Source organism: Fluctibacter corallii (assembly GCF_025751585.1).
GTDB classification, from domain to species: Bacteria; Pseudomonadota; Gammaproteobacteria; order Enterobacterales; family Alteromonadaceae; genus Fluctibacter_A; species Fluctibacter_A corallii.
This window is the reverse complement of the sequence record NZ_JAOWKX010000003.1, coordinates 158,320-182,864: the sequence shown is the minus strand read 5'-3', so window position 1 is coordinate 182,864 and position 24,545 is coordinate 158,320. Positions and strand designations below refer to the sequence as shown.

Annotated in this window: 20 protein-coding genes; 10 read left to right on the top strand and 10 right to left on the bottom strand. The window is 42.4% G+C overall.

Translation table 11 applies throughout. The annotated features are described in order from the left end of the window. The first annotated feature begins 378 nt into the window (after positions 1 to 378). The 6 genes from OE749_RS07055 (at position 379) to OE749_RS07030 (ending at position 7,183) form a co-directional block, all read left to right on the top strand. Positions 379 to 1,563 (top strand): ATP-grasp domain-containing protein, encoded by a 1,185-nt coding sequence (locus OE749_RS07055; protein ID WP_263711713.1) that lies wholly within the window; start codon positions 379 to 381, stop codon positions 1,561 to 1,563. A gap of 11 nt (positions 1,564 to 1,574) precedes the next feature. Continuing rightward, positions 1,575 to 2,801: an ATP-grasp domain-containing protein gene (locus tag OE749_RS07050; RefSeq protein WP_263711711.1), complete on the top strand. Its 1,227-nt coding sequence runs from the start codon at positions 1,575 to 1,577 to the stop codon at positions 2,799 to 2,801. Then, the gene (locus OE749_RS07045) at positions 2,801 to 3,997 is read left to right on the top strand and encodes an MFS transporter (protein ID WP_263711709.1); all 1,197 of its coding nucleotides are present in this window, start codon (positions 2,801 to 2,803) and stop codon (positions 3,995 to 3,997) included. Before OE749_RS07050 ends, OE749_RS07045 begins: the two co-directional genes overlap by 1 nt. Positions 3,998 to 4,022: 25 nt before the next feature. Continuing rightward, on the top strand, positions 4,023 to 4,544 hold the full coding sequence (locus OE749_RS07040) for a cysteine dioxygenase (protein WP_263711707.1): 522 nt from the start codon (positions 4,023 to 4,025) through the stop codon (positions 4,542 to 4,544). A gap of 61 nt (positions 4,545 to 4,605) precedes the next feature. Beyond that, positions 4,606 to 5,682, top strand: a complete 1,077-nt coding sequence (locus tag OE749_RS07035) for a DUF1611 domain-containing protein (protein ID WP_263711706.1) — start codon at positions 4,606 to 4,608, stop codon at positions 5,680 to 5,682. Between the two features lie 244 nt (positions 5,683 to 5,926). After that, complete coding sequence (locus OE749_RS07030; RefSeq protein ID WP_263711704.1) at positions 5,927 to 7,183, top strand: hypothetical protein; 1,257 nt, start codon at positions 5,927 to 5,929, stop codon at positions 7,181 to 7,183. 74 nt (positions 7,184 to 7,257) lie between these two features. Here OE749_RS07030 and OE749_RS07025 read toward each other — a convergent pair whose 3' ends face one another. Further along, complete coding sequence (locus OE749_RS07025; protein ID WP_263711703.1) at positions 7,258 to 8,169, bottom strand: LysR family transcriptional regulator; 912 nt, start codon at positions 8,167 to 8,169, stop codon at positions 7,258 to 7,260. 147 nt (positions 8,170 to 8,316) lie between these two features. Here OE749_RS07025 and OE749_RS07020 point away from each other — a divergent pair, with 147 nt between their 5' ends. After that, positions 8,317 to 9,075: a TSUP family transporter gene (locus OE749_RS07020; RefSeq protein ID WP_263711702.1), complete on the top strand. Its 759-nt coding sequence runs from the start codon at positions 8,317 to 8,319 to the stop codon at positions 9,073 to 9,075. Between the two features lie 277 nt (positions 9,076 to 9,352). Here OE749_RS07020 and OE749_RS07015 read toward each other — a convergent pair whose 3' ends face one another. From OE749_RS07015 to OE749_RS07000, 4 genes are all read right to left on the bottom strand, one after another. After that, positions 9,353 to 9,844 carry a hypothetical protein gene (locus tag OE749_RS07015; protein ID WP_263711701.1) on the bottom strand — a complete coding sequence of 164 codons (492 nt, stop codon included), beginning with the start codon at positions 9,842 to 9,844 and terminating at the stop codon, positions 9,353 to 9,355. Between the two features lie 122 nt (positions 9,845 to 9,966). Beyond that, positions 9,967 to 10,908 (bottom strand): transglutaminase-like domain-containing protein, encoded by a 942-nt coding sequence (locus OE749_RS07010; RefSeq protein ID WP_263711699.1) that lies wholly within the window; start codon positions 10,906 to 10,908, stop codon positions 9,967 to 9,969. 79 nt (positions 10,909 to 10,987) lie between these two features. Beyond that, positions 10,988 to 12,367: a siroheme synthase CysG gene (gene cysG / locus OE749_RS07005; protein WP_263711697.1), complete on the bottom strand. Its 1,380-nt coding sequence runs from the start codon at positions 12,365 to 12,367 to the stop codon at positions 10,988 to 10,990. A 153-nt stretch (positions 12,368 to 12,520) separates the two neighbouring features. Continuing rightward, on the bottom strand, positions 12,521 to 14,239 hold the full coding sequence (locus OE749_RS07000) for a DEAD/DEAH box helicase (protein WP_263711696.1): 1,719 nt from the start codon (positions 14,237 to 14,239) through the stop codon (positions 12,521 to 12,523). 262 nt (positions 14,240 to 14,501) lie between these two features. Between OE749_RS07000 and prsT the strand changes: the two genes are divergently transcribed. Next, entirely contained in the window at positions 14,502 to 17,243 is a 2,742-nt protein-coding gene (prsT, locus tag OE749_RS06995) for an XrtA/PEP-CTERM system TPR-repeat protein PrsT (RefSeq protein WP_263711694.1), read from the top strand. A gap of 121 nt (positions 17,244 to 17,364) precedes the next feature. Here prsT and rraB read toward each other — a convergent pair whose 3' ends face one another. Then, entirely contained in the window at positions 17,365 to 17,730 is a 366-nt protein-coding gene (gene rraB / locus OE749_RS06990; RefSeq protein WP_263711693.1) for a ribonuclease E inhibitor RraB, read from the bottom strand. Positions 17,731 to 17,763: 33 nt separating this feature from the next. Further along, on the bottom strand, positions 17,764 to 18,489 hold the full coding sequence (locus tag OE749_RS06985) for a 1-acylglycerol-3-phosphate O-acyltransferase (RefSeq protein ID WP_263711692.1): 726 nt from the start codon (positions 18,487 to 18,489) through the stop codon (positions 17,764 to 17,766). Positions 18,490 to 18,822: 333 nt separating this feature from the next. Between OE749_RS06985 and OE749_RS06980 the strand changes: the two genes are divergently transcribed. Further along, positions 18,823 to 19,974, top strand: coding sequence for an HD-GYP domain-containing protein (locus tag OE749_RS06980; protein WP_263711691.1), 1,152 nt, complete (start codon positions 18,823 to 18,825; stop codon positions 19,972 to 19,974). Positions 19,975 to 20,090: 116 nt separating this feature from the next. On the opposite strand, the gene OE749_RS06975 is transcribed toward OE749_RS06980, so the two are convergent. Further along, complete coding sequence (locus OE749_RS06975) at positions 20,091 to 20,414, bottom strand: hypothetical protein (protein ID WP_263711690.1); 324 nt, start codon at positions 20,412 to 20,414, stop codon at positions 20,091 to 20,093. 382 nt (positions 20,415 to 20,796) lie between these two features. On the opposite strand from OE749_RS06975, the gene OE749_RS06970 reads away from it, so the two are divergent. After that, a complete protein-coding gene (locus OE749_RS06970) occupies positions 20,797 to 21,972 on the top strand; it encodes a methyl-accepting chemotaxis protein (protein WP_263711689.1) in 1,176 nt (391 codons plus the stop codon). 334 nt (positions 21,973 to 22,306) lie between these two features. Here the strand turns inward: OE749_RS06970 and ilvN are convergent, their stop codons facing one another. Continuing rightward, positions 22,307 to 22,804: an acetolactate synthase small subunit gene (gene ilvN, locus OE749_RS06965; RefSeq protein ID WP_263711688.1), complete on the bottom strand. Its 498-nt coding sequence runs from the start codon at positions 22,802 to 22,804 to the stop codon at positions 22,307 to 22,309. Further along, complete coding sequence (locus tag OE749_RS06960) at positions 22,804 to 24,522, bottom strand: acetolactate synthase 3 large subunit (RefSeq protein WP_263711686.1); 1,719 nt, start codon at positions 24,520 to 24,522, stop codon at positions 22,804 to 22,806. Before OE749_RS06960 ends, ilvN begins: the two co-directional genes overlap by 1 nt. Positions 24,523 to 24,545: the final 23 nt, after the last annotated feature.

Below are 24,545 nucleotides of genomic sequence, written 5' to 3'. Positions count from 1 at the left end.
TTAGAATAATAATAAGAGTTATGCGCGGTATTTTTCCACGCACCACCCTTTATGATATTGATTTTAAAGACTTATATTTTTTATCAGCTTCGCTACCAAGCGATCTGAGGTTTACATGATCGTATTTTAAAGGGAATGGAAATATTTTTTGTGTGTTTTATGTACTAATCCATATTGTTAATCTTTAGTCTTATATTTCGCAGTTAATCACGCTCTTGTTAAGTTCGGCTTTCTTCCTTTTGGGAAATTTGTAAGCGGTGTATTTGTCTCATAAATTGATTTTTAATGCTTTAGCGGCAGGGTCACTCCTACCAAAATCAAGGATTAAATATAGCCATATCTTAAAGGTTAAATAGCCATATCTTAAAGGTTAATTAAATGTTTTTATCAGACTTTAGAGTTTTAGTGATCGGTGCCCAGGACTTTCATATTCAGTGCTTAGAAGAGCTTGGGATAGATTACACCCTATTTCAGGTCCGCGAAGAAGTTACCGAATATCAACAAAAGATAGCTAATGAATTACTCATTACTGATTATAAAAACGTTGATTCCGTTATAAGTCTTGCAAAGTCATTCCATAATTTAAGGCAATATAATGCAGTTATAGGATATAAAGAACTCGCTCTAAAACCATGTGCGATCATCGCGAAGTCGCTAGGTATTCCGTCAAACTGTGATGAACATGCTGTCGAATTTAGTCGTGACAAGTTAAAAATGCGTGGATTGCTCAAAGGCACTGAATTAGACAATGTCGCATTTGAAAGAGTGAATTCAGTTGAGCAAATAAAAAATTTTTTGGCTCAACATAAAAACGCCATTCTTAAGCCATACGACGGTGCGGGCAGTATTGGTGTCACAAAAATTAGCACAGACAATGTTGATGAAGCGCTCGGCTATTCACAAGCAGCCGAAGACTGCGATCTGTTAATCGAGGAGTTTATCGAAGGCAATGAATTCAGCGTAGAGTCAATTTCCCTTAGCGGACAGCACCAAATACTGGCAATTACGGAAAAACTCACGACTGGTGCTCCCCATTTTGTAGAAATTGGGCATCATCAGCCCGCTCAACTTGACGAAAAAATTCAACAAAAGATCGAGTCAAAAGTTTGTTTATTACTGGACTTGCTAGGTCATAAAACAGGGCCTTGCCATACAGAAGTTAAAGTCAATAATTCTCAGGTTCACATTATCGAGACTCACACTCGAAATGGTGGTGACAATATATGGGAGTTGACCCATATAACCACTGGCATCAATGTTTTCGAGAGAACGGTAACACATCTTCTTGGTATTGAGCAGCCTTCCCGTAATTCGCTTCATCATGCCGCAGCTGTCAGATATGTCATGCCAAAAGTTAGTAGGGTGAGCAATATTTTGCATTTAGAAGACGCAATTAATTTACCCAATGTTATTCGAGTCAATCTATCTGTAAAAGTTGGAGACAAGATAGCAGAAATGAACAGTTCGTTGGCGAGATGTGGTTACGTGATTACCAGTGGAAACACCGTGGCGGAAGCAGTTGAAAGCGCTGAGCAGGCCAGAAACACAGTGATTTTTGAATAAGGAACTATCAAATGCATATATTGATTATCGGAACAGTGCGCCCTGCTCACCAGAAGGCATTAGAAATGGGACATGAGATTTCGTTGATTATCGACAAGAAAAATGTCCGCCCCTCAGATGTTAACGTTTCTTATCGCAAAATCATGATGATGGAGGCTGATGCTTCTATTCAAGAGTATCAAGCGGTAGCTGATGCTATACATCAACATAGTCCTGTTGATGCCATTTGTTGTTTTAACGATACCGCACAAGAGCACGCGATAGCTGTCGCGGAAAAACTGAAACTTCCCTTTTCGATAGATTTGGCCACGCTTGATGTACTTTACAACAAACAAAAAACACGCGCACTACTGCACGCCAAAGGATTAGACGATACCCAATTCAGGGAAGTGACATCGGTAGATGATATTACAGACTTCTTTCGTGAAGTTAATGCTCCCATCATCGTGAAGCCCTTTGACTCAACGGGTAGTAGCGGCATCATCAGAATTAAGAGTGCCGCAGATATTAATCAGGAAATGCAACGTTTCTTTGATGCAAAGCATACATTTCCGGCCATTGCTGAAGAATTTTTACAAGGCAAGGAGTATAGCGTTGAAGCATTTTCTGAGAATGGTGAACACGTTATTTTGGGTATTACTGAAAAGTTAAAAGATAAAGAAACTTTCATCGAGAATGGTCATGCCTTCCCCGCGTCTATTTCTTTACGTGACAAAGAAAACATAGAGAGCTTTGTGCGCGATATGCTGAGTGTCGTTGGGATCAAAAACGGTTTGAGCCATACAGAAGTTATGCTAACCGAAAAAGGACCCAAACTAATCGAGTCACATTCTCGAGCAGGTGGTGATCGCATATTTAAACTTATCGAACTCGTAACAGGTATAGATGTATTTGAAATACAGATACGCCAGACATTGGGAGAAAAAGTCCTTACAGAAGTGCAAGATGCAGTAAATGCAATTGAAGGTAAAGCTGCCGCAATCCGCTTCCTGTCCTTGGGATTTGATACGAATACCAAACTAGTTTCTATAGATAATATCGAAGCAGCTCAAGCTGTTGAAGGTGTTGTTGAAGTTATGCCGATGAAAGAGGCTGGCTCCACAATGGGCGTTGTAACCGATAGTTTCGCCAGAACTGTGTGGGCGGTTGCTAAAGCAGACAGCCCTGAGCGCGCGCTTGAGCAGGCAGATAAGTCATTGCAAACCCTCAAAATCAATCTTAATTGGGAAATGCAATAATGCCTTTGTTCTGGCTCGGAGAGTTCTCGATAAATATTGCAAGGGGGATTTTTACCCTTGCACTAGGCATGCTTCTCTATGAAGCCACTGACAGCTTATGGGCGTTTACTTTTGCAATTCTGGGAGAGTTTGGCGTCTCAATTTTGATCCAAGGTATGGCCGGTACGATCGTTGATAAGTTCGGTGCTCGGTGGGTTCTGCCTTTTGCTACATTGAGCAATAGTGCCATTATTGGGACAATACTTTTTGCAAACCCTGAATTGATAAATCAACCCAACCTACTGTTACTTATTGCAATGGGGTTGTATATCTCAAAACCATTTATTCGCAACTCTGTGTTTGTATTGATCGCCGACTTAAGCGAAAAAGACAAACTTGAGAAGTTCAATGGTTACATGTCTATATCTTTGCAGTGCGGTCAATTGCTGGGAATGGCCTTAGCTGGCGTGATGTTGGAGCGCTACTCTTCAACTACCGTATTATTCGGCGTCTTTTGGGGGTTCACTGCTGCATTTATTTGCTACTCGTTTGTTTGCCTTTTTGCACCTAATGCCACCACGGAGCCAAGCGACAATAGTCAATCAGGCAGTTGGATTAAAGTGTTCAAGTTCATTATGAACAGCAAAGAGATGATAGTTGTTATTGGCATAGCGACATTTGATTATCTTGCAATCGCCCTCTTCAATCTATTGTTAGCACCAGCCGTTAAACATAACTTCGATAACCTCGCAAGGTGGCTAAGTATTATAGATATCGCCTTTGCCGTGGGAGCAATAGCAGGGGGAATTTTTATTGCCAAAGCAGTGTCCCCAGCAAATTTGAGGTTACCCGCAACGCTGGCCTCAATGTTGTCAGCAGCATCACTATATCTACTGTATGTGTACGACGGACACGGTGTCGCAGTCGTAGTTTCTACTATTCTCTTCGGCTTTTTTACTACCGCCTCAACAGTGAGTTGGATGTCAGTCCAACAAGCCTCTTTTCCTAGCGAGATAAGAGGCAGGCTAGCCTCTACAAGATATATCAGCAATGCCTGCGTTGCTGCACTTGGCTGCATGCTCGTTTCCTACGCAAACGACATTAATTTTAAACAAGCCGCATTGGTCGCGTTTGCCCTTATGCTCATGATGGCAATCACTGTCGCCGTGGTGCAATTTAGAAAATCTTACTTAAACAAACTCAACTCAATTACTTAATGACAGATTCAGGGAGGAAAATAAAATGCACAATGTCACTGATTACCTGACATGTAAAGACAAAATAAAAAAGCAACTCTCTAAGTTGTTTGAGAACTGCCCACAACTCGATCTCGATCGAAACTCAATCTATTTAGACATTAAAGATACCTACACGGTTGAAGCAAACAGTTATTCAAGAAACATTTTATATTCAAACGAAAATGTTGAGATTGTACTTGCTGTGTGGGCTAAAAATATCGCTAATCATTTACATAATCATGGTGACAGTTTCTGTAGTTTCATTGTAATTGACGGCGAGTTAACAGAACAACAGTTACGCCTCAATGGTGACGGTCAGGGTGAAATGAAGTTGAAAACACGGGAAACTGGTGATTTCGATTTTATTGATGATGAAGCCATATTTCACCTTATTGAGAATAGAGGCACTCAAACGGCTGCGAGTATTCATATCTACAGCCCCCCAATTTGCACCTTTGAAAGGTTAGCCATTCCCGATTTCACCGAAGAAGATAGCCCAAGCTTAGAAAAAAGCACTGAATATTGATTAGCTTTAGTTTGGATGTCTACAGGTAAATATTGTTATTTTCTTTTTTAGGAGGTTGAAAATGCTTTCAGAACAATACAAAAACAAACGCATTGTAATCATGTGTGAAGGTAATTTTGGGGTAGTGCAGAGCAAAATTGCATCCGCATTCATCAAATACAACGAACCACAATGTGTCGCAGTAATTAATAGTGAATACGCAGGTAAAGATGTATCTGAGATTCTAGGATGGGGCGAAGGCATACCGATTGTTGGTACCTTTGAAGAGGCGCGAGCATTTCACCCAGATACGATGCTTATTGGTGTCACAATTCAAGGAAAAAAATTTCCAGCAGAGTGGCGACCTATTATCAAAGATGCCATTAGTGCTGAGTTAGATATTATTGCTGGATTAGTATACAAGCTGAACGAAGATGAGGAATTTGCTGAGCTGGCGAAGAAGTTCAATGTAACGCTAACTGACACCAAAACAGTTCCTAGCAATGTACCGGTAGGCAGAGGCATCGCCGATGAAGTTGAAGCATTTGTTGTTCACACTGTTGGATCTGATTGCCGCGTTGGCAAAAAGAGCACAGCGATAGAGATTGCTTTAGAAGCAAAACGCCGAAATATTGCAGCAAACTTTGGTGCAACAGGCCAAACCGGTATTATGCTCACTGGAAGTGGTCTTTGTATTGATTCGGTTGTCGTGGATTTTCTCGGTGGTGCGATGGAGCAAGTCGTACTCGAAACGGCTAAAGGTGCAGACTGGGCAATCATTGAAGGACAGGGAGCACTCACACACCCAGGATTTGGCGGCGTCACTTGCCAAGTAATTCAAAGTGCAGTGCCTGATGCAATGATTCTATGTCACCATGTAAACAGAGAGTTCATTTATGGGACGCAAACCCCCATCCCTAGCCTCCAAGAAGTCATCGAACGGGTCGAATATATTACTAAATATACGAAACCGGCGAAAGTGGTAGGAATCAGCTTGAATACGCACCCAATGAATGCGGAAGAAGCAGCCCTAGAAGTCGCTAAAGTCGAGCGAGAATTAGGGTTACCTACTACTGATCCTTATAAATTTGGTGTAGGCAAATTGGTCGACGCGCTGCAGGCATATCAGTGCGAACTTCCAAGGTTCAAGAACAAATAATCGTAAATTACATTAATAACAATCAATCCTAAAAAGGTTTTTCAGAATCATTCGTCTTGTCCGCTGCCCCGCGGATGAGACCTTTAGTGCGAGTCATAAACTAATTTAAGAGTAATCGACGATTCTATTTACCTAAGGAAAGATTATCTAAACCAGAATGGAAAGTACTGACCAGAAACAACTAGGCAAAGCAACTACCTTATGACCCAGGTGTTGGCGTTGGTTTTGGTGTGAGGATGAAGCGATGGAATTAACAAAATATAAATATCTCGAAAATTATATAGAAGTTGAAATGCCAGATGAATTTAGAGACTTTATTAGTCAATATATTGATCAAACATTGAGTGACGAAAATCCTTATTTATGCGGTAACGAAGTGATTGTCGGATTCGCACTCCACGCATTAAATTTTCTGAAAAAGATAAGAAAGGATAAATCTAGTTCAGATCCCGTAAATACATTACTTAGGCTAATAAGTGAGTCACACACTAATGGTGATTTGCCTGTTATATATTTTACTAACACGCCAGAAGAGCCTAGGGACAAAATCCTCGACTTTAACGAAGAGCGCGGATTTAACTATGCACTAAACAAGTATGACAGATTAAAAGAGTCATTTTTATCTGAATGGACAAGCTGGCTTATATCCACCCTTTTGAATCATGATGATGTAGTCCACCCATCTGAACATGGGGGTGGTAATCGTTTCCATTTGATATCACCTAAAGAAGAGAAGCTGAGAAAGGTCGGAGCGAGCACGGGTGGTGGACGGTTTTTTCAACACAGTGATGGGACGGTGTATACTGAACTAGATTCAGAAGATGCCTTAAAAGCCAAGTTAGACGAATTAAATACCGACATTGACACCGTAGCAAACCGACTTTCAAAGTCGCCTGAAGACGTCGTTTCAGAGGTACTATCTGGAAAATACACCCGAGTAGATGCAACAATATTGAAAGGAATCTTGAATTTAAAAACGAAGACGTACATTTCTACGCCTACGCTCTTACAGCGCTCTCTTGTCAAAGACGGCTTCAGTAATGAAGAGCTTAAACGTTTGTCAAACATGCCAATAGCACACATTGCGGGTCCTGCTGACGGCGAGATATCTGGATTCGTTGGAGAGATTAATTATCCTATCTATCTTGATTCAGATTCAAATATCATAGGTACCTGTACAAACGCATCTGAAGGCAGAATGAAATATGTCGGAAGTGATGTACAGGATGCTGAACTATTTGAAAAATTTCTGGCGACATTGAGAAAAATGGAGGTCATTGAGTTTTTCTTGAAGCCTGGCGATTTACTGTTTATTCCAAATTCATGTTACCAGAATCAACCTAACGCAACTCATGGTAGAGGAGAGCTTGATGACGGTGAATACAAGATTCCAGTTGGAAAGGGTAGATATTCAAGACGTATGCATTGCAGACAGTATGCGAGCAGTCGCAGACGCTCTGCTCTACCGAGTTTACTAGGGCCCTATCTAGAAAGTCACTAATACTGTTAATTTAATAAATGGGCGATTCGATTAAAGTGATAATGGTCGCCCTTTCTAGTCATAGAGAAGGTTAATTAGTCATACCACGGCTTTGCGCCTAATTCATGTTTTAACATTTCTAAAAATTTAGCTGTCCGCAGAGTCTGTGCACGATGATTGGTGCCAGTTAATGCGACAATATTAGCAGAAGGTAATCTATAATCAGGTAACAGTCTTACTAACCGCCCCTCCTTAATTTCTTTAGTCAAATCCCACTCCGAACGATGAATTATCCCCAACCCTTGCAGAGCCCATTGTTTCGCCACCCGACTATCGTTACTAGCGAGCTTAGGCGTAATTCGAATAGCAGATTGCTCATTGGTTCTTGAATTTGAAAAACGCCACATGGTCACATCTTCCGCATTTTCTCTAAGAGCAATACACTGATGGTCACGCAAGTCATCTGGATGGGAAGGAAATCCATGCTTTTCAAGGTAACTAGGTGAAGCACAAAGGAATCGGCCATTGGGTGCAATGTGATGTAGTGTCAACGAAGAATCTCTTAGCTCCCCAATGTAAATGATAACATCCCATGATTTTCCGACTGACCAATTTGGAATATCAGAAAGCTCGAGTTCAATTGTCAGATTCGGATACAAGCTCTGAAACTCTGCCAATAATGGTGCAATGTATTGTTGCCCAAAACTAAACGGTGAGAGCACGCGTAAACATCCAGATATGTCCTTTTTTTGGCGATCTAGGTCATCAATTAGATCAGCCAAATCAGTAAGAATTAGCTTACCTTTCTGCGCTAAAAGCGCTCCTTCTTCAGTGAGGCTAATTCGGCGTGCGTGTCGTTCAACCAGTTTCAATTGAAGCTTTTGCTCTAGGGTTTGCAGTCGCTGCGTAACTGTTGGAGGGGTAACATTCAAGGTTCGAGCGGTCTCTGCGAGCGAAGGGTTGCTTGCAATCATTTGGAAAAAGGCTAAGTCATCACTGTTTATCATTAGATTCAATCTTAACTATATAGTTAAATAACATTAATATCACACTTCATGATCGACTGATACTATCACGCTACGATATCGTTCATTAAAGCGCGCTCCTTATAGCAGGCAGGCGCTTTTCAGACCGTAGAGGCAAGAGAGGGTAGGTTGGAAATTCTTAATATAAGCAGTGAGCTGGCTACTTTTCTATTCGTAGCTGCTCTTTTCGCAGGCTTTTTGGACACACTGGCAGGAGGTGGTGGCCTAATTACTCTGCCGGCTTTGATGATGGCTGGAGTACCACCAATGGGTGCGTTAGCGACTAACAAGCTGCAAGCGAGTATGGGAACCGCGACATCTGCATTGATGATGTTACGCCATGGTCGTGTGAAGTGGAAAGTGGTTAATTGTCTTATCATCGTTGCTTTCATTGGAGCGGTAGTTGGTGCCTTACTTGTACAAATTATTAATACAGACATGTTGGAAGTTATTATTCCCGTCGCGCTTTGTATTACCGGCATCTATTTTCTACTCACTCCCACGAAAAATGAAGAAAACAAGCAGCCAAAATTGTCGTCGGTAAGCTATCAAAAATACATAGTGCCAGCGATTGGTGTGTATGATGGGATACTTGGACCTGGAACAGGCTCTTTTTTTACTTTAGCTGGACGTGTTTGCCGAGCTCAAACATTTCTTCAAGCTACAGCAACCGCTAAGATACTGAATTGCGCAACCAACATAGGCTCCCTTTTTGTCTTTCTATTTTTTGGACAAATTCTCTGGTCTATTGGGATCATAATGATGGTCGGCCAATCAGTAGGAGCCTGGATAGCATCACACTGCCTCTTCAGAATATCAATCATATACTTGCGGATTTTGGTGGTAATAATGTGTACAGCAATGTTGATTAGGTACGTATCGCATTAAATTCCAAATGGGATTTACATAGCTCGCGTAGTTGATAGATATTTAATGTGTAAAAGCGTGCATTTATTTCGGTATAAAAAGCGTGAATAGCGACACGGATAAATCAATGACGTTCGCTCAATTACGCCGTGTTTGTTCCAGAAATGATTGTGTTATGTGCTGCGATGCTGTTTTGGGAATCTGATTAACCCTACTCCAGCCATATTCTGTTCTGTCGCCAACTCGGCGAAAACGGGAGAGAAGTCACAGGCGTGATTTACGCCTGTAACATGGGTGATTAGTGCTGCTTGGGACGCGCTTGATGGAAGTGTTCAATCACTTCATCAATTTCATGCTTCATGCTTTCGCGCATCGCCGTGCTGTCTTTTTCAGTTTTTGCCATTACCACGACGGTAGCTGGGTGAACCAACATGTCTTTGGCGTGATAGCACACCGGATCTTTCATTGCCGGAAGTTTGCCGTCTGCGTGATAGTCTTTTTCAATTTGATCTAAAGACAGGGTTTGCATGTGATCACTGGCATCAATAATGGCCTGAACATACTCTTCGCAAACAGGGTTGGCTTTGGAAAATGCGGGAAGAATATCTTCTTTTGCCATTCTAACCAAAATTTTTGCATCACTGGCAATCACGTTTATCGGTGCATTTTCGATATCATTAACCAGTAATTGAGATTGTTTTTCGTAAGCATCCCAGTGGTTTGAGGGGTGCGCGAATACAGCGGAAGAAACTAGAGTCATTACTGCCGTAAGGCTAAGAAGCTTTGTCATAATTAATCCTTGGGACGATGAATGGCAATAATATAAATGATAACTATTTTCATTTAAATAGCTAACAGGAAATTTATGACATTTTTATGACGAGAAGCACCATTTCTTATTAACGGCGCAAATTAGGGTACGCGTTCGTAAGAAAACATCCCCATATCAATTTTTAGTTGGCTAGTGTCTGCAATTTCTCCCGCTGGTAACATCGCAGGGCCTGTTGGCTCCATAAGTAAAAAACGCATTCCATCAATCTCTACGATTGCCTCATTATCTTTTTTAGGCACATTTACTGCCAACAAAGCATGATCAGGGAGATAAACAATTGCCATACTCAACCCCGGAATTAACGCGCGCAGTAGCCCTGCCATTAAAGCGCTTTTGCTATCACAATCCCCTAAATTATTATTCAGGACATCCATCGGAGGCATATAGCCTGAACCACGAGAAATCGACTTATCTTGTAATTCATCGTATGGAATCGCTTGAATTAGCGACAACACATAATCAATATACGCGCGGGTATCTCTGGCACTGCCAACAGCCTCAAACACCTGCTGCACAATCGGCTGTAAAAATGCCTCGCTGTCTTTGATATAGCGAATATGATCGGGCTTAATGGCGGTTTGCCCAGCAAAATTTGTAAACCGCGTGTAGTAGTTTGCAGCCAAATAGTCTTGATAAATGGTTTGCTCTTTTTGTTTCATCTCAGCCATCCATTTGTCTACCATAGCTTGCTCACGGCTTCTTACATTAATGGCAATCCGTCCGTTTTGCTGCTTTACAGACACCGACGCTTCCCGTGGGTCAATCTTTTGTGCCAATCGCATCAGCTCAACAAATACATGGCGCTGTGCAACATCAGGACGATAATTTTTTACTTTTTGGTAGGGCGTATTGGCAAGGGATAACGGATACGTTAACGACAGTGTTTGCTTGTCATTTTGATGATCTAGCCATGCATAATGCAAGGTAACGCCGCCCTCTTCGGCGCTGCGAGAAAACCGTGTTTGCTGTCCGCAAACAGCAAAGCTTGTTAAGACGAAAATCAGACATGCGACGCGAGACAAACGTATCTCCAATCTAAAAAGCGACGTTGACTATATCCTATCACTATCACTTTTAGCTAAAAAATCTTGTCGCGACAAACTAATTAAACCAATTTAGCTTTTCTCTGAGGGTAACTACTGAACCCGCAATAATTAGCGCTGGCGGTTTGATATTCTGCTTTTCAGCCTCTTCGACAATGGTCGATAACGTACCTGTGATCACCCGCTGGTGTGGAAGGGTGGCGTTCTCGATCAACGCAATCGGCATTGACTCAGCGACACCATGCGCAATGAGCTTTTCGCAGATAACAGGTAATCCTGTCAGCCCCATATAAAATACCATGGTTTGATTTTTCTGTACCAAGGCGGGCCAATCGAGCTCGATAGTATTGTCTCGCAAATGGCCTGTTGCAAATACCACAGACTGAGCATGATCTCTATGAGTAAGCGGAATACCTGCATAACTGGATGCGCCACTTGCTGCGGTAATGCCTGGAACCACCTGAAAGCCAATGCCCGCATCAACCAAAGTGTCGATTTCTTCACCGCCACGTCCGAATATAAACGGATCGCCTCCTTTTAGTCGCACCACGCGATTACCTTTTTGCGCTTCGCGTACAAGAATCTGGTTTATCTCTTCTTGTGGAACGGTATGATTGCTTTTCGCTTTACCCACATAAATCTTTTCCGCATCGCGACGCACTAACTCCAGAATCTCTTTCGATACCAGTCGGTCATACACAACAACATCCGCTTTTTGCATCAGTCTTAACGCCCGAAATGTCAGTAATTCAGGATCGCCTGGGCCAGCACCAATTAAATACACTTCGCCTTTTTCCTGATAGTCTTGTGGCGACGCTAGCGCTTTTTCCATCAATGCTTCAGCGGTTTCATTGTCACCTTTAAGCACATGTTCTGCGATATCGCCATCAAATACCGACTCCCAGAAATAACGACGCTGAGTGACCGTGGTAAACGCACCTTTAACTCTATCTCGAAAGCCCTCAGCAAATTGTCCGAGCAAACGTATGTTCTGAGGAATATACCCTTCCAGTTTTTGGCGTAAGTAGCGCAAAAGGACAGGTGCAACGCCACCACTACTCATTGCAATGGTAATAGGTGCACGGTCTACAATAGAGGGCGTAATAAACGAACACAGTGGTGTGTTGTCGACCACGTTGACCATGATATGTTGTTGCTGAGCAAGTTGATGTACATGTGCGTTAACGTCACTGCTATCTGTCGCAACAAAAACAATGTTTTTACCTTCGAGGTGCTCGGGTAGAAAAACGGAACGAACCAGTGAGACCTTTTTTTCTTTAGCAAACTGTTCAACTGTGTCGCATACCCAAGGCGCAACAACGGTAATATTTGCAGGCGATTTAAGGAGTAGCTCTATTTTTCGCGCAGCAACCTCGCCAGCACCAACAACAAGGCACTGCATTTGTTTTGCATCTAAGAACACTGGAAAGTATTGCATGGTTTATTTACTCACACGAAAAATCGACAACACGCATAAGCGCAAATAGGCGTCTATTTTGCCTTGTTTTTATATTCCCACAAAGCATCAAAAATTCATTTATATTCCACATAAAAATAAGCCCATCACTAGGATGGGCTTATTTGGTGTAAATTATTGTTTTTTCTGACGACGCTTAGGTGGCTCGTCGCTCCATTCACGGATTGACATTCTTTGCCCTGCAACGCGTGCTTTTTGCAAGATTGCTTGCGTTTCTTTTGGCATACCGTCTGGTAAATCTACCGTACTGAAGTTGTCATAAATCTCGATAGCACCAATATGCTTACTATTTATGTTTGCTTCGTTAGCAATAGCGCCTACGATATTGCCCGGCTTAGCACCGTGAGCATGGCCAACCTCTATACGATAACGACGCATGCCTTCTTCGGGCTTGCTACGCGTGCGATTACGACCGCCACGACGATCATCTCTACCGCCACGCTCACCGCGCTCACCACGGCGATCGTCGCGTCTTTCGCGAGGTGCACGTGCATTCAGGTCAGGTCGATCACTTTCACTTAAAATAAGCGGCTCATCACCTTGTGCAATCTTAGCTAATGCAGCCATGATCACTTCTGGTTCAGCTTCACTTTCTGTTTGAATGCTTTCAATCACAGGCATTAACGCTTCGATAGAATCATCTTTCATCGCTTCGAATACACTCGCTTTGAAGCGGCTCAGACGCGTTTCGTTCAATTCTGAAATGCTTGGGATCGGCATCGATTCGATGCGCTGCTTCGTCGTTTTCTCGATAGCAAACAACAAACGCTTCTCGCGGTGAGAAATAAACAATATCGCGTCACCCTGACGACCAGCACGGCCAGTACGACCAATACGGTGTACATATGACTCGGTGTCGTAAGGAATATCAAAGTTAATAACGTGGCTCACGCGCTCTACATCTAGGCCTCGTGCTACAACATCGGTTGCAACCAGAATATCAACCTGTCCTTGCTTAAGGCGATCAACTGTACGTTCACGGGATTTCTGTGGAATATCACCGTTAAGAGGTTCTACGTCATACCCTCGTGCTGATAATTTTTCAGATAGCTCCATCGTGGCGGTTTTGGTTCGCACGAAGATAATCATGCCGTCAAACTCTTCGACTTCCATGATACGAGTTAACGCTTCAAGCTTGTGATGTCCCGCTACTTGGCAATAACGCTGACGGATTGTGCTTGCGGTGCTCACTTTAGACGCAATTTTTACATGCTTGGGTTCGTTCAGGTAACGCTTGGTTATCTTACGAATTGGTTCCGGCATCGTCGCCGAAAACAGCGCAGTCTGACGGTCTTCAGGAGCATGACTAAGAATCCATTCAACATCGTCAATAAAGCCCATGCGTAACATTTCGTCCGCTTCGTCCAGCACAAGAAACTTAAGCTTATCTAGCTTGAGCGTGCCTTTTTTAATGTGGTCAATTACACGGCCAGGCGTACCAACTACCACCTGCACACCGCGCTTCAATTGACGAATCTGATTATCATAGGCCTGTCCACCGTAGATCGGCAATACGCGAATTTTCTTAGAGAAACTCGCATATACCTGGAAAGCCTCTGCCACCTGAATCGCAAGTTCGCGTGTTGGAGCAAGTACAAGTAGTTGTGGGTAATTGTCATCGGCGTCAACCTGTGCCAGCATAGGCAACGCAAATGCAGCCGTTTTACCCGTACCCGTTTGTGCTTGTCCAAGCAAGTCATGGCCTTCCAAAATCAATGGAATGCTCTCGGCCTGAATAGGTGAAGGCTTTTCATAGCCAACCTTATCAAGGGCCTTTAAAATAGGTTCAGGTAGATTTAGGTCTTTAAAACTGAGTTCTGCAGTGTTGGTCATTAAGTATCCCTGGTGGTCGGCTTATTACAATCTGAAAGGAATGATGAGAAAATCATAGTCATGCGTATGGTGTTGCGCCGACAAAGTACAACAACGCAATTATATTAGATCTCTGGGGCATATACCAAAATATCTGCGATTCGAACAAAATCCGTGCGGAAATATTAAAAAATAGCGAATCGTGTTAACTGCAATCAGGAAAAAGTGTTAACGCTGTGTGATCATTAACCAATTGCAGCGAAGCAAGAAAGGAACAGTATTCATGAAAAAGTCACTTATTGCATTAAGTTTAGGTTTTTTAATCAGCTGTGGTCAGCAAACAAGTGATGAACATCTCACCTCTGCTAAGGCCTTTTTAGAACAAGATAACGTCCCCGCAGCCATCGTTGAACTGAAAAACGCAGTGCAACTTGATCCAAAATCAGCAGAAGCACGCTTTCTGCTCGGTGAAGCGTATATGCAACGTAAAGAATACGCCAATGCTGAAAAAGAACTGAGCCGCGCGATGGATTTAGGCTACCCAGTGAATGAAGTCGTGCCATTGCTTTCACAAGCGTACAAGCAAACCAATGCGCACGCTGCATTAAGTGAAATGGACATAAAAAATACGGGGCTGTCTGACGTAGAAAAACTAAAAGTCGGCTTCGCAAAATTACAATCCTTGCTGGCACTAGATAAACAAGGCGAGGCAGCCGCATTAGTAGAAGAGCTATCAGCGCTAGATACGCGTTCTGTCTACAAAGGCTTGGTTGAGGTTGTCGGCCTGATTTTGAATGAAGGCTACGACGAAGCACTCACATCACTGGCATCGCTCAGAGAACAAGCACCGATGAATGCCGACATTATGCAACTGCAAGGGCGACTGTATTTGCAGTTAAATCGCATAGAAGATGCGATTGCGGTATACCGTGACTTTGTTAAAAACGACAGCGCAGACACAGAAAGTAAATTCATTCTTGCTAGGCTGCTAGTCAATAATCAAAATACCAAAGAAGCGGCAGGCTATATTGACGAACTGCTCAAACTCAGCAAAGAAAATCCATTACTCAACCAATTAAAAGCCACAACCAGCGCGGCAGAGGGTGAATTCGAAGTTGCCCAAGAATACGCTGAGAAAGCGATTTATCAAGGCAACACAGACCCAACTCTTCGTCTCGTTGCAGGCTACGCTGCGTATCAACGACAAGATTTTGAAGGAACGAATCGCCATTTAGCCTTTATCGCTAGCGACCTTCCCCCTGCGCATCCAGCACTAAAAATGTTGGCAGCCAGCCAATTGCAGCTAGGTTTAACGTCGCAAGCCAGCACAATACTGAATAAAATCGAAAATGTATCCGAATCCGATGCGTCGTTATTTTCTCGCACAGGATATGAACTCATTCGTTCAGGCAATGTGGAAGAAGCTAAAGCCTTGGTACAAAAAAGTGAGACCATCAGCCAATCTGCTGAAGACCTTACCCGTCTTGGCGTATTGAAATTATCACTAAATAATGTTGAAGGGATTCTCGACTTAGAAAAGGCCGTCGACAAATCACCCGCATTAGAGAGCGCGAAAACCACATTAGGCACCGCTTACCTCGCCACACAACAATTTGATAAAGCGTTAGCGCTAGCAGAAAACTGGATCTCATCCGAGCCGAATTCCGTTGACCCTTATATTCTTAAAACTGAGGTTTATATTCAGCAGAAAGCCTTTACTGACGCCAGAAATGCAGTAACAAAAGCCCTCGAAATCGAACCCGGTAACGGCATAGTGCAATTGGCAGAAGCACGCATTGATGTAGCTCAAGGCCAAAATGAGCAGGCACTGAATAAAATCAACCAAATCCTCGCACAAAAAGCAGATTTTATCCCTGCTATTGCCGCGTACTATCAAGTCAAAAAAGCCTCAGAACAATCTGACGGTGCAATGACGCCCGCTCTAAACGCACTTAATACCTCCCCAGAAAATAAGGCCCTGAAAGAGCTAGTTGCACGCATGCACTTTTCTGAAGCAAATTATGATGCGTCGATGGCACTGCTTGAAGACACCACCTTCGACAATCAAACCGCTTCAAATCTTTGGTCTTTATACGGTCAATTGCTGTTACGCTTGAATCAAACTGACAAAGCCTTGTCGCATTATGATAAATGGCTAGCATTGCAGCCTCTTAATAAAGATGCCATTTTAGGGAAATTGCTGATTCTCGATGCCAGACAAAACTATACGCAAGGCGTAGAGCTTGCCTCAGGCTTTTTAGAAAATCGTAATGACTCTCAAATTGCCATGCTGAATACGCACTTTACAGTGATGTCAGGTCAATTCGTACAAGCCAGAGAGATGTTTAACGCGCTACCTGACAACATTCAAGCCTTGCCCATTATGAAGAGTACACTTGCCCGTATTCTCGTAGCAGAACAGCAACCGCAAGATGCACTTCCACTGGCCAAGGCAGCATATGAAGCTGTTTCAAATACTCGTAACGTTGTATTAAATTTAGCGATATTAGAATTGCTAGATCGCCAGCAAGATGGGATTCAACTTTTAGAAAAACATATTGCATCAAACCCAACAGATATTGCCGCTTTAATGTTGCTCGCTGAGCGCCAAATCAATAGCGATCCTAAAAAGGCCGCAGCCACTTATGAAAAAACACTTGCCTTGCGAAGTGATAATTTCGTGGTGTTAAACAATATCGCCTACCTTTACTCTCAAGAAGGAGATAATGACAAAGCAGAAGAATTTGCGTTACGTGCGGTTGAGTTACAGCCCGAAAATGCCGCAGCTCTGGATACACTTGCACAAATATATGTTGCTGAGTCCCGTTTCGATGACGCGCTGAAATACTATGAGCGCGCAATCAACGATGACATGCAAAACGAAGAAATTTATCTCAATTACATCGAGGCGTTACTCGCCGCTGACAAAACAGCATTGGCGAAGCGTAAGTTAGCGCAGCGTGAGCTACAGCAAGAGGCGTCTAAACAACGCATTGAAGCGCTAAAACGCCAGTATCAGCTGTAACGATAACGCAGGTCCTATTAATATTATGCGTATAGAATATTCCCATTATCTTTGAAAAAGGGTGTTCCAAAAACACAAAACCCCAGCCATGCTGGGGTTTGTTTGTTCATCGCTTTGACACTTAGTTAACGGGTTTTTCTATAAAATACGTTCCCCAACCATCAAAATGTACCTGATGTTTATCCGCGATTTTTAGTAAGGTGTCTGTGTCTTCATTAATCTTGTCAAGATCGAGCATACGTTCAACCACGGCATCAAAACAGAAAATAGTACCGCCGTCATCCAAAATCAGTTCTTCCGCATCCCCAACTTCAAACCCTGCTTTAAAAGCATCAACCGCAGCTTTCTCCAATTTATCGAAATCTTCGCCCGCTAAGTGATATTCAATAGTGTGAGGCTGACTTTCGTCGCTGCCATCTTCTTTTAGTGCATCAACGGTTTCTTGATTGAACTCATACCACTCTTGCTTTTCTTCTAATTGACTCATGTGACTCTACAGATTAATTAAGTTAGATACAGTTTACCTTGGATTTTCTAATTCTTCGACTCGTGCATCAAGCACCTGAATTTCCTTTTTCATTTTGTCACGGAAATACTCAGCCCAGCCTTTGATGTCTTTCGAGTCATCCATACTTTCAGGCTCACACACTTTAATTAGTAACGTACCATTGTCCCAGCGATTCAGATTCACTTTGTTATGCAGATTACTTGCACATACCGTCACGACAGGTTCGTTGGTCGCTTGGGCAATTCTGAATGCGCCCGTTTTAAAGGGGAGTAACCCTCTTCCGTAGCTACGCGTACCCTCTGGAAAGAACCAAACAGATAAACGCCGTTGCTTAATTTTTTCGACCGTTGCTTTTAATGTGTCGTGCGCTTTTCCTTTATTCTGACGATCAATCAGAATATTACCTGTTAACCAATAAAGCCAACCAAAAATAGGGATCCATTTAAGGCTTTTCTTTCCAACAGTTACCATGCCTTTTTGTGAGGCTAAACACACTGTCACCAAATCAAAGCTATTTTGATGATTACAAATCAGCACATAAGGGCCCCCCTTTTTCACTGACTCGGGAACTTCAAGCTTCACCTTTAATCCCATGATGCGTGACATAGAGCCATAAACCATTGCGGCGGCATACACGTTATTGCGATGAAAAGGGCGTACCAGACACATTGCAATCAGTGCGATATTAATGCCGATAAAATAGAAAAAGAGGATAACAATCCTTAAAATAGCTAACACATGTACTCTCAATTTTTTTGGAGGCGGCAAGTATACATACTTTTCAACAAAAGCTTGTCATACCTGAGATATTTTTTATAAAAAATGCCATAAACTCACAAAACGAATAGCCGATATTAGGAGTTTAGCTTACAAACATAAGCTAAATACGTTGAACCGCGAATAAATTCCCTCACCACGTATTGAGTTAGCACAGCAGTCGGTGATATAAAAATTATCATTAGTAGGGAAATCATGTCAGATTGACTACGCTTAGAATAACCATTGAAGCGGCTGCAAAATGGGCCGATATACCGAATTGAAATACGTAATAATTTAAGGCGCCTCTACCCAATGCAAACATTTAAGCACGAAGACCTCGATGAAGATATTCTCAATGATCTCCTTGAAGAAATAAACGAGTTGTACGAGGCAAGTGAACAAACACTTATCGAGCTAGAATTACGCCCACAAGACAATGAACTTCAGCGCGCATTGTTCCGCTCAGTTCACACCATAAAAGGTGACTTGGGCTTAGTTAGCTTTACGCCAATGATCCCATTATTACAGCATGTGGAAGACCTGTTAGATTATTTACGCAAAGGCCAATTGAATTACACCAGCACCATGAGTGACTTGGTGCTTCTCACCATGGACAGAGTCAAAACCTTTGTCGAAGCCTGTATTCAAAATGGCTCTGCCGAATACGACGATGAGCTATTTGGGCATTTGGTTAACCACATTTCAAAGATCAAACCTGATAACGCAGACAATCATGAAAAGCTGCTTGCCGATGCCGTATTGTTGCTTGATCCACGACTTGATGTCAGAACGCCAGAAGAAATCGAAAATGCAGAAGTCGTTACACCACCATCACGCTCCACCACGCTCGCCAATACGGGGATCCCAAAAGGCATCAGCGCAGAAAAGCAGATTGACATTTTATTCTTCAGAGAAATCATGAAGCCCATTGAGCGGCGCTCTATGTATTGGGAAGGGCGCGGAGACAGAATTGCTAAATTGGCCTTTTTTGTGAATAAAGTAGCAGGGTCGCCCGTAGCAGAAGACCAATTAGCCGTGGCTTGTTATGTTCACGATTTTGGCATGGCATTTATGCCTCTGAAAATTCTTCACAAAAAAACCAAATTAGATGAAAACGAATTTAATCTTATGCGCTCTCACGTCTACAAGAGCTCTCGATTACTAGAGCATCTTGATCAGTGGAATGATGCGCGAAAAATGGTTATGCAGCACCACGAACGTATTGATGGTTCCGGATATCCACTAGGATTAGAAGGTAAAGACATGTGCGAGGGGGCAAAACTATTAGCGATTTTAGATACCTTCGATGCGATGACACATGAACGTGCCCATACGGGCCATGTTCAACGCTCAAAAAAGAAAGCCGTGATTGAAATTAACAAAATTGCTGAAGGACAGTTTTGTCCTAATTGGATGGGACACTTTAATAGAGCAATGGCAACCCTACTCACGAATAAGCAGTAATATATTTTTCAAGCTCAGCGAGCCGCCAAGGCTCGCTGTAGATTACGGCTAAGCAGTCTCGCTTAGTTGTAACCGAGCTGAAAAACGTGTTTGACCTGCATTAAATTACACAGTATTTACGCAGAGGTTCCTTCAATATACGCTACCACATCTGTCGCATTGCGCTGATTCGCGAAGTCTTTGATACCTTCACCAGAGCAAGTGACATTATCATTACGCAAAACACGTGCTAGCACTTCTTCTTTCGTGCCACCTAAAGGGCCGACAAATCGACGAACAGAGCGCTTGAACAAATCAACATTATCATTGACTACAGCTTTACAAAACCCAGCGTAAGCAACATCACCAACGAACCTAACTTTCTTAGGTGATTGAATGTCTGCCTGTGCAGATGCTGAAAAAAGAGTAGCAAGAGCAATAGATAGCATGACGTTTTTCATAGTTACCTCAATCGTTGTTAGTAGAGAAGACGACTTAAATTGTAACTAAATTACAAATTAATGTTGTTTTATTACTGAAAAGAGTTCGTTGCAAAAATGTTAACCCAGAGAAGTAAGCTTTATTTTTCGTTTTAAATCAATGATATAGATAGAATGCAAATAACTATACGCAATATATACATAGCTAAAAGATCTCATAAAAAACGTAATTTTATTACATAAAGAGAGGTATATCTTAGTTTCTAGTTGCCATCACGGCTACCGCAGCGACATTTTGTTCATGTGACACAATTGCGAGTCCAAGCCAATACGTCGAAATTGTAGGCAATTGTCCATTATATGTGTATTATCGTGACCTTTTAACTTTAACAGGCATAGATTTATGGTAAGGATAAAAATCAACTCTCTATTTACTAGAATGAGAATCACCCATTGGATAGGTATTATTTTACTCACATTTAACGCCGCCTTTCTAACTGATAATCCTTACTCGATCGCCATACAAGCAATACTAGCCGTCGTTATTCTTATTCATGATTTGGATGAGAAAAAATGGGGCGTAGACTCTCTTTCTAGCACGAAAGACTACCTAAGAAACTTTGAAGAAAACAGACTAAATGTTTCAAACACTACCAATACACGATTAAACAGTGAAATGTCAGAGTTTTTAGGTGTCATTGAAGATTTCAGAATAAAAATAAGCTCAACCATTAATAGTGTAAAAAGCAGCTATGAACAGTCGAAATCTACCGCCATTGCTTTAAATGAAAATAGCCAATGCATTGATTCAAATCTATTTGAGCACAGCAAAAACTATGAAAAATCCGTCGATATTTTGAGGGCATTCGAAACCTCATCTAGCAATTTATTTATGACACTTCAAGACACTGCCAAGTCTACAGAACACGTTAAAACAGAATTGGATTCATTAGAAAAAAGCAACAAAGATTCATTAAGAGAATTAGAGAACTATGAGAGCTCGGTCTCTGACATGAGATTGTCATTCAAGAGTTTAAAAGAACAAGCTGAATCTATTGAGGGGTTTGTCGAAATTATTAAAAACATATCAGAACAAACCAATCTCCTTTCACTCAATGCCGCCATCGAGGCAGCGCGAGCGGGCGAACAAGGACGAGGATTTGCGGTTGTGGCTGACGAGGTTCGTAAACTCGCATTTTCTACACAGGATAGTCTAAGTGATATCACGTCGATGGTTCAAATGATAAGCCAGTCGATAGTGAGTATTAACAACCAACTTGATCAACAGCAAAAACAACTCGAAACATTTATTGAAACAAGCAAGACATCTAATGTCATCGTTAAAAAAACGAAGTCTTCAATAGATCAAATCGTAGAAGTCATTAAAGAAGGTAACGGAGATGAGGTTAGCTTAGATATTCTTTCAAGCCAACTCAATGAAATAAAAGCGTCAATGTTGGAAATTAAAGACTCAAAGGACAATATTGATCTGATTAGCGAAAACATTAAAGAGAACTGTCAGGAACTCATGAGCTCCAACAAAAAAGTTGAAAGCTATCTAAACCAATTCCAGTCTTAAAACACCCACTCGTGTAATCATTCACACCAAGTGCATTAGAACATGTATTTAATCGTGCGTTTACTCATTATAGCTTCATCTGAGGAGTTATAATGAGGCGCAGCGTATACGTCAATTGCGATGTATATTCATGCTTCTCAGCAATAAAGTTGCCCCCTAAATGGTGTGATTCATAGGCATTCAGACGCAATACCTAGATTCACTTGATCATTGCTAAAAAGTTGGATTAGACAGTAGACATAGTTGTTGCTCAAAACTGACCATCAACCAGCGCCTAAATCGTAGACTTAGGCGTGAGATCAGCAATGAGCAACTAAATGAGAGACGTGAGCGTTTAGACTCTCAGGGCTTTTTCCCCGCGCGCCAAGCCACACACACCAGTTCTTGCAGACTCGATAATTTCAGTACAATGCTTCATTACATCATAAAATGCGTCTAACTTATCGCTCGTTCCCGTTATTTGAATCGTATAGTTGTATTTATCAACATCAACAATCTGTGCACGGAAAATTTCCACATTTCTGGTAACCTCAGAGCGCACCAGTTCAGTTTTTGTTGCAACTTTTACCAACATCAGTTCACGCTCTACGTGAGAGCCGTCAGTTAAGTCGGTGACGCGTAACACGTCAATTAACTTGTTCACTTGCTTAGTGATTTGTTCAATGACTTTATCATCACCATGAGTGACAATTGTCAGACGAGATAAACTTGGGTCATCAGTCGGTGCAACGCAAAGCGAGTCTACGTTATAGCCACGTTGAGAAAACACCCCCACAATGCGTGATAGTGAACCTGGTTCATTTTCCATTAGTACCGATATAATACGTCTCATCAGGTACGCTCCGTTTTACTTAGTCTCATATCATCCATTGCACCGTATTTAATTTGCATTGGGTAAACGTGTTCATTCTGATCAATTGCGATATCTAAAAACACAAGGCGGTCTTTTTCGGCAAAGCATCGGGCCATTGCGTCCTCTAGCTGAGAAGGGTGATCGACACGAATACCAATATGACCATACGCCTCGGTGAGTTTGACAAAATCAGGTAACGAGTCCATGTAAGAATGAGAATGACGTCCCTTATAAATCATGTCTTGCCACTGACGCACCATACCCAATGCACGGTTATTCAACGAGATTATTTTGATCGGCAAACCGTATTGTAAACAGGTAGACAGCTCTTGAATATTCATCTGAATACTGCCATCACCCGTTACCACTACTGATAATGCATCAGGCATGGCAACCTGAACCCCCATCGCTGCGGGTAATCCAAATCCCATCGTGCCCAAACCGCCTGAATTGATCCAACGGCGCGGCTTATCAAATGGATAATATAACGCTGCGAACATTTGATGCTGACCCACATCAGAACTCACGTACGCCTCACCATTAGTATGGCGATATAGTGCCTCAACGACTTGTTGCGGCTTAAGCACATTTTCGTCAGTTTTAAATTTAAGGCAGTCGCGTGATTTCCACTGGGAAATTTGCTCCCACCAATCTGCAACTTTCGCCTCTTGTTCTTGCAAAGATTGGTCAGACAAAACCGTTAAAATTTGCTTAGTCACCTTCTCTACTGAACCAACCACAGGAATATGTGCTTTTACGGTCTTTGAAATTGAGGCCGGATCAATATCTACATGAATAATTGACGCATGTGGACAGAACTTATCAACGTTATTCGTCACGCGATCATCGAAGCGCGCGCCAAGAGCTAGAATGCAATCAGCGTTGTGCATCGCTTTATTAGCCTCAAGTGTACCGTGCATTCCCAGCATGCCTAACGCTTGTTTATGGGTAGCCGGAAACGCCCCTAATCCCATCAATGTGGTTGTAACAGGTGCATGTAACGTTTCAGCAAGCTCCGTCACTAACTCTGATGCATTAGACGCAATTGCCCCGCCGCCAACATAAATTACAGGGCGTTTTGCTTCTAACAGTTCACTGACAACTTTTTTGATTTGTTTAGTATGCCCCTTCAACGTCGGGTTGTAAGAACGCATAGTGACATCATCTGGAAACACATACGGATGCGACTCTTGCACATTTACTATGTCTTTAGGTAAATCAACAACCACTGGCCCAGGACGCCCAGTGTTAGCAATGTAGTAGGCTTTCGCAATGGCTTTAGGAATGTCTTCAGCCCGCTTAACCAAAAAGCTATGTTTCACGATGGGTCTTGAACACCCGACCATATCCGTTTCTTGAAACGCATCTTCGCCAATATGCATTGAAGGAACCTGACCAGATAATACAACCATGGGAATCGAGTCCATATAAGCGGTTGCAATACCCGTAATCGTATTCGTTGCACCAGGACCAGACGTTACCAGAACAGTTCCCGTTTGACCGGTTGAGCGAGCATACCCATCTGCCATGTGCGCGGCGGCTTGTTCATGTCTGACGAGGATATGCTCGACATCATTTTGTGCATACAATGCATCATAAATATCGAGGACGGCACCACCTGGGTAACCGAACACATGTTTCACTCCTACATCTTTGAGCGCACGCACGACCATGGCTGCGCCTGACATCATTTCCACCAGCGTTTCTCCTTTTAATCATT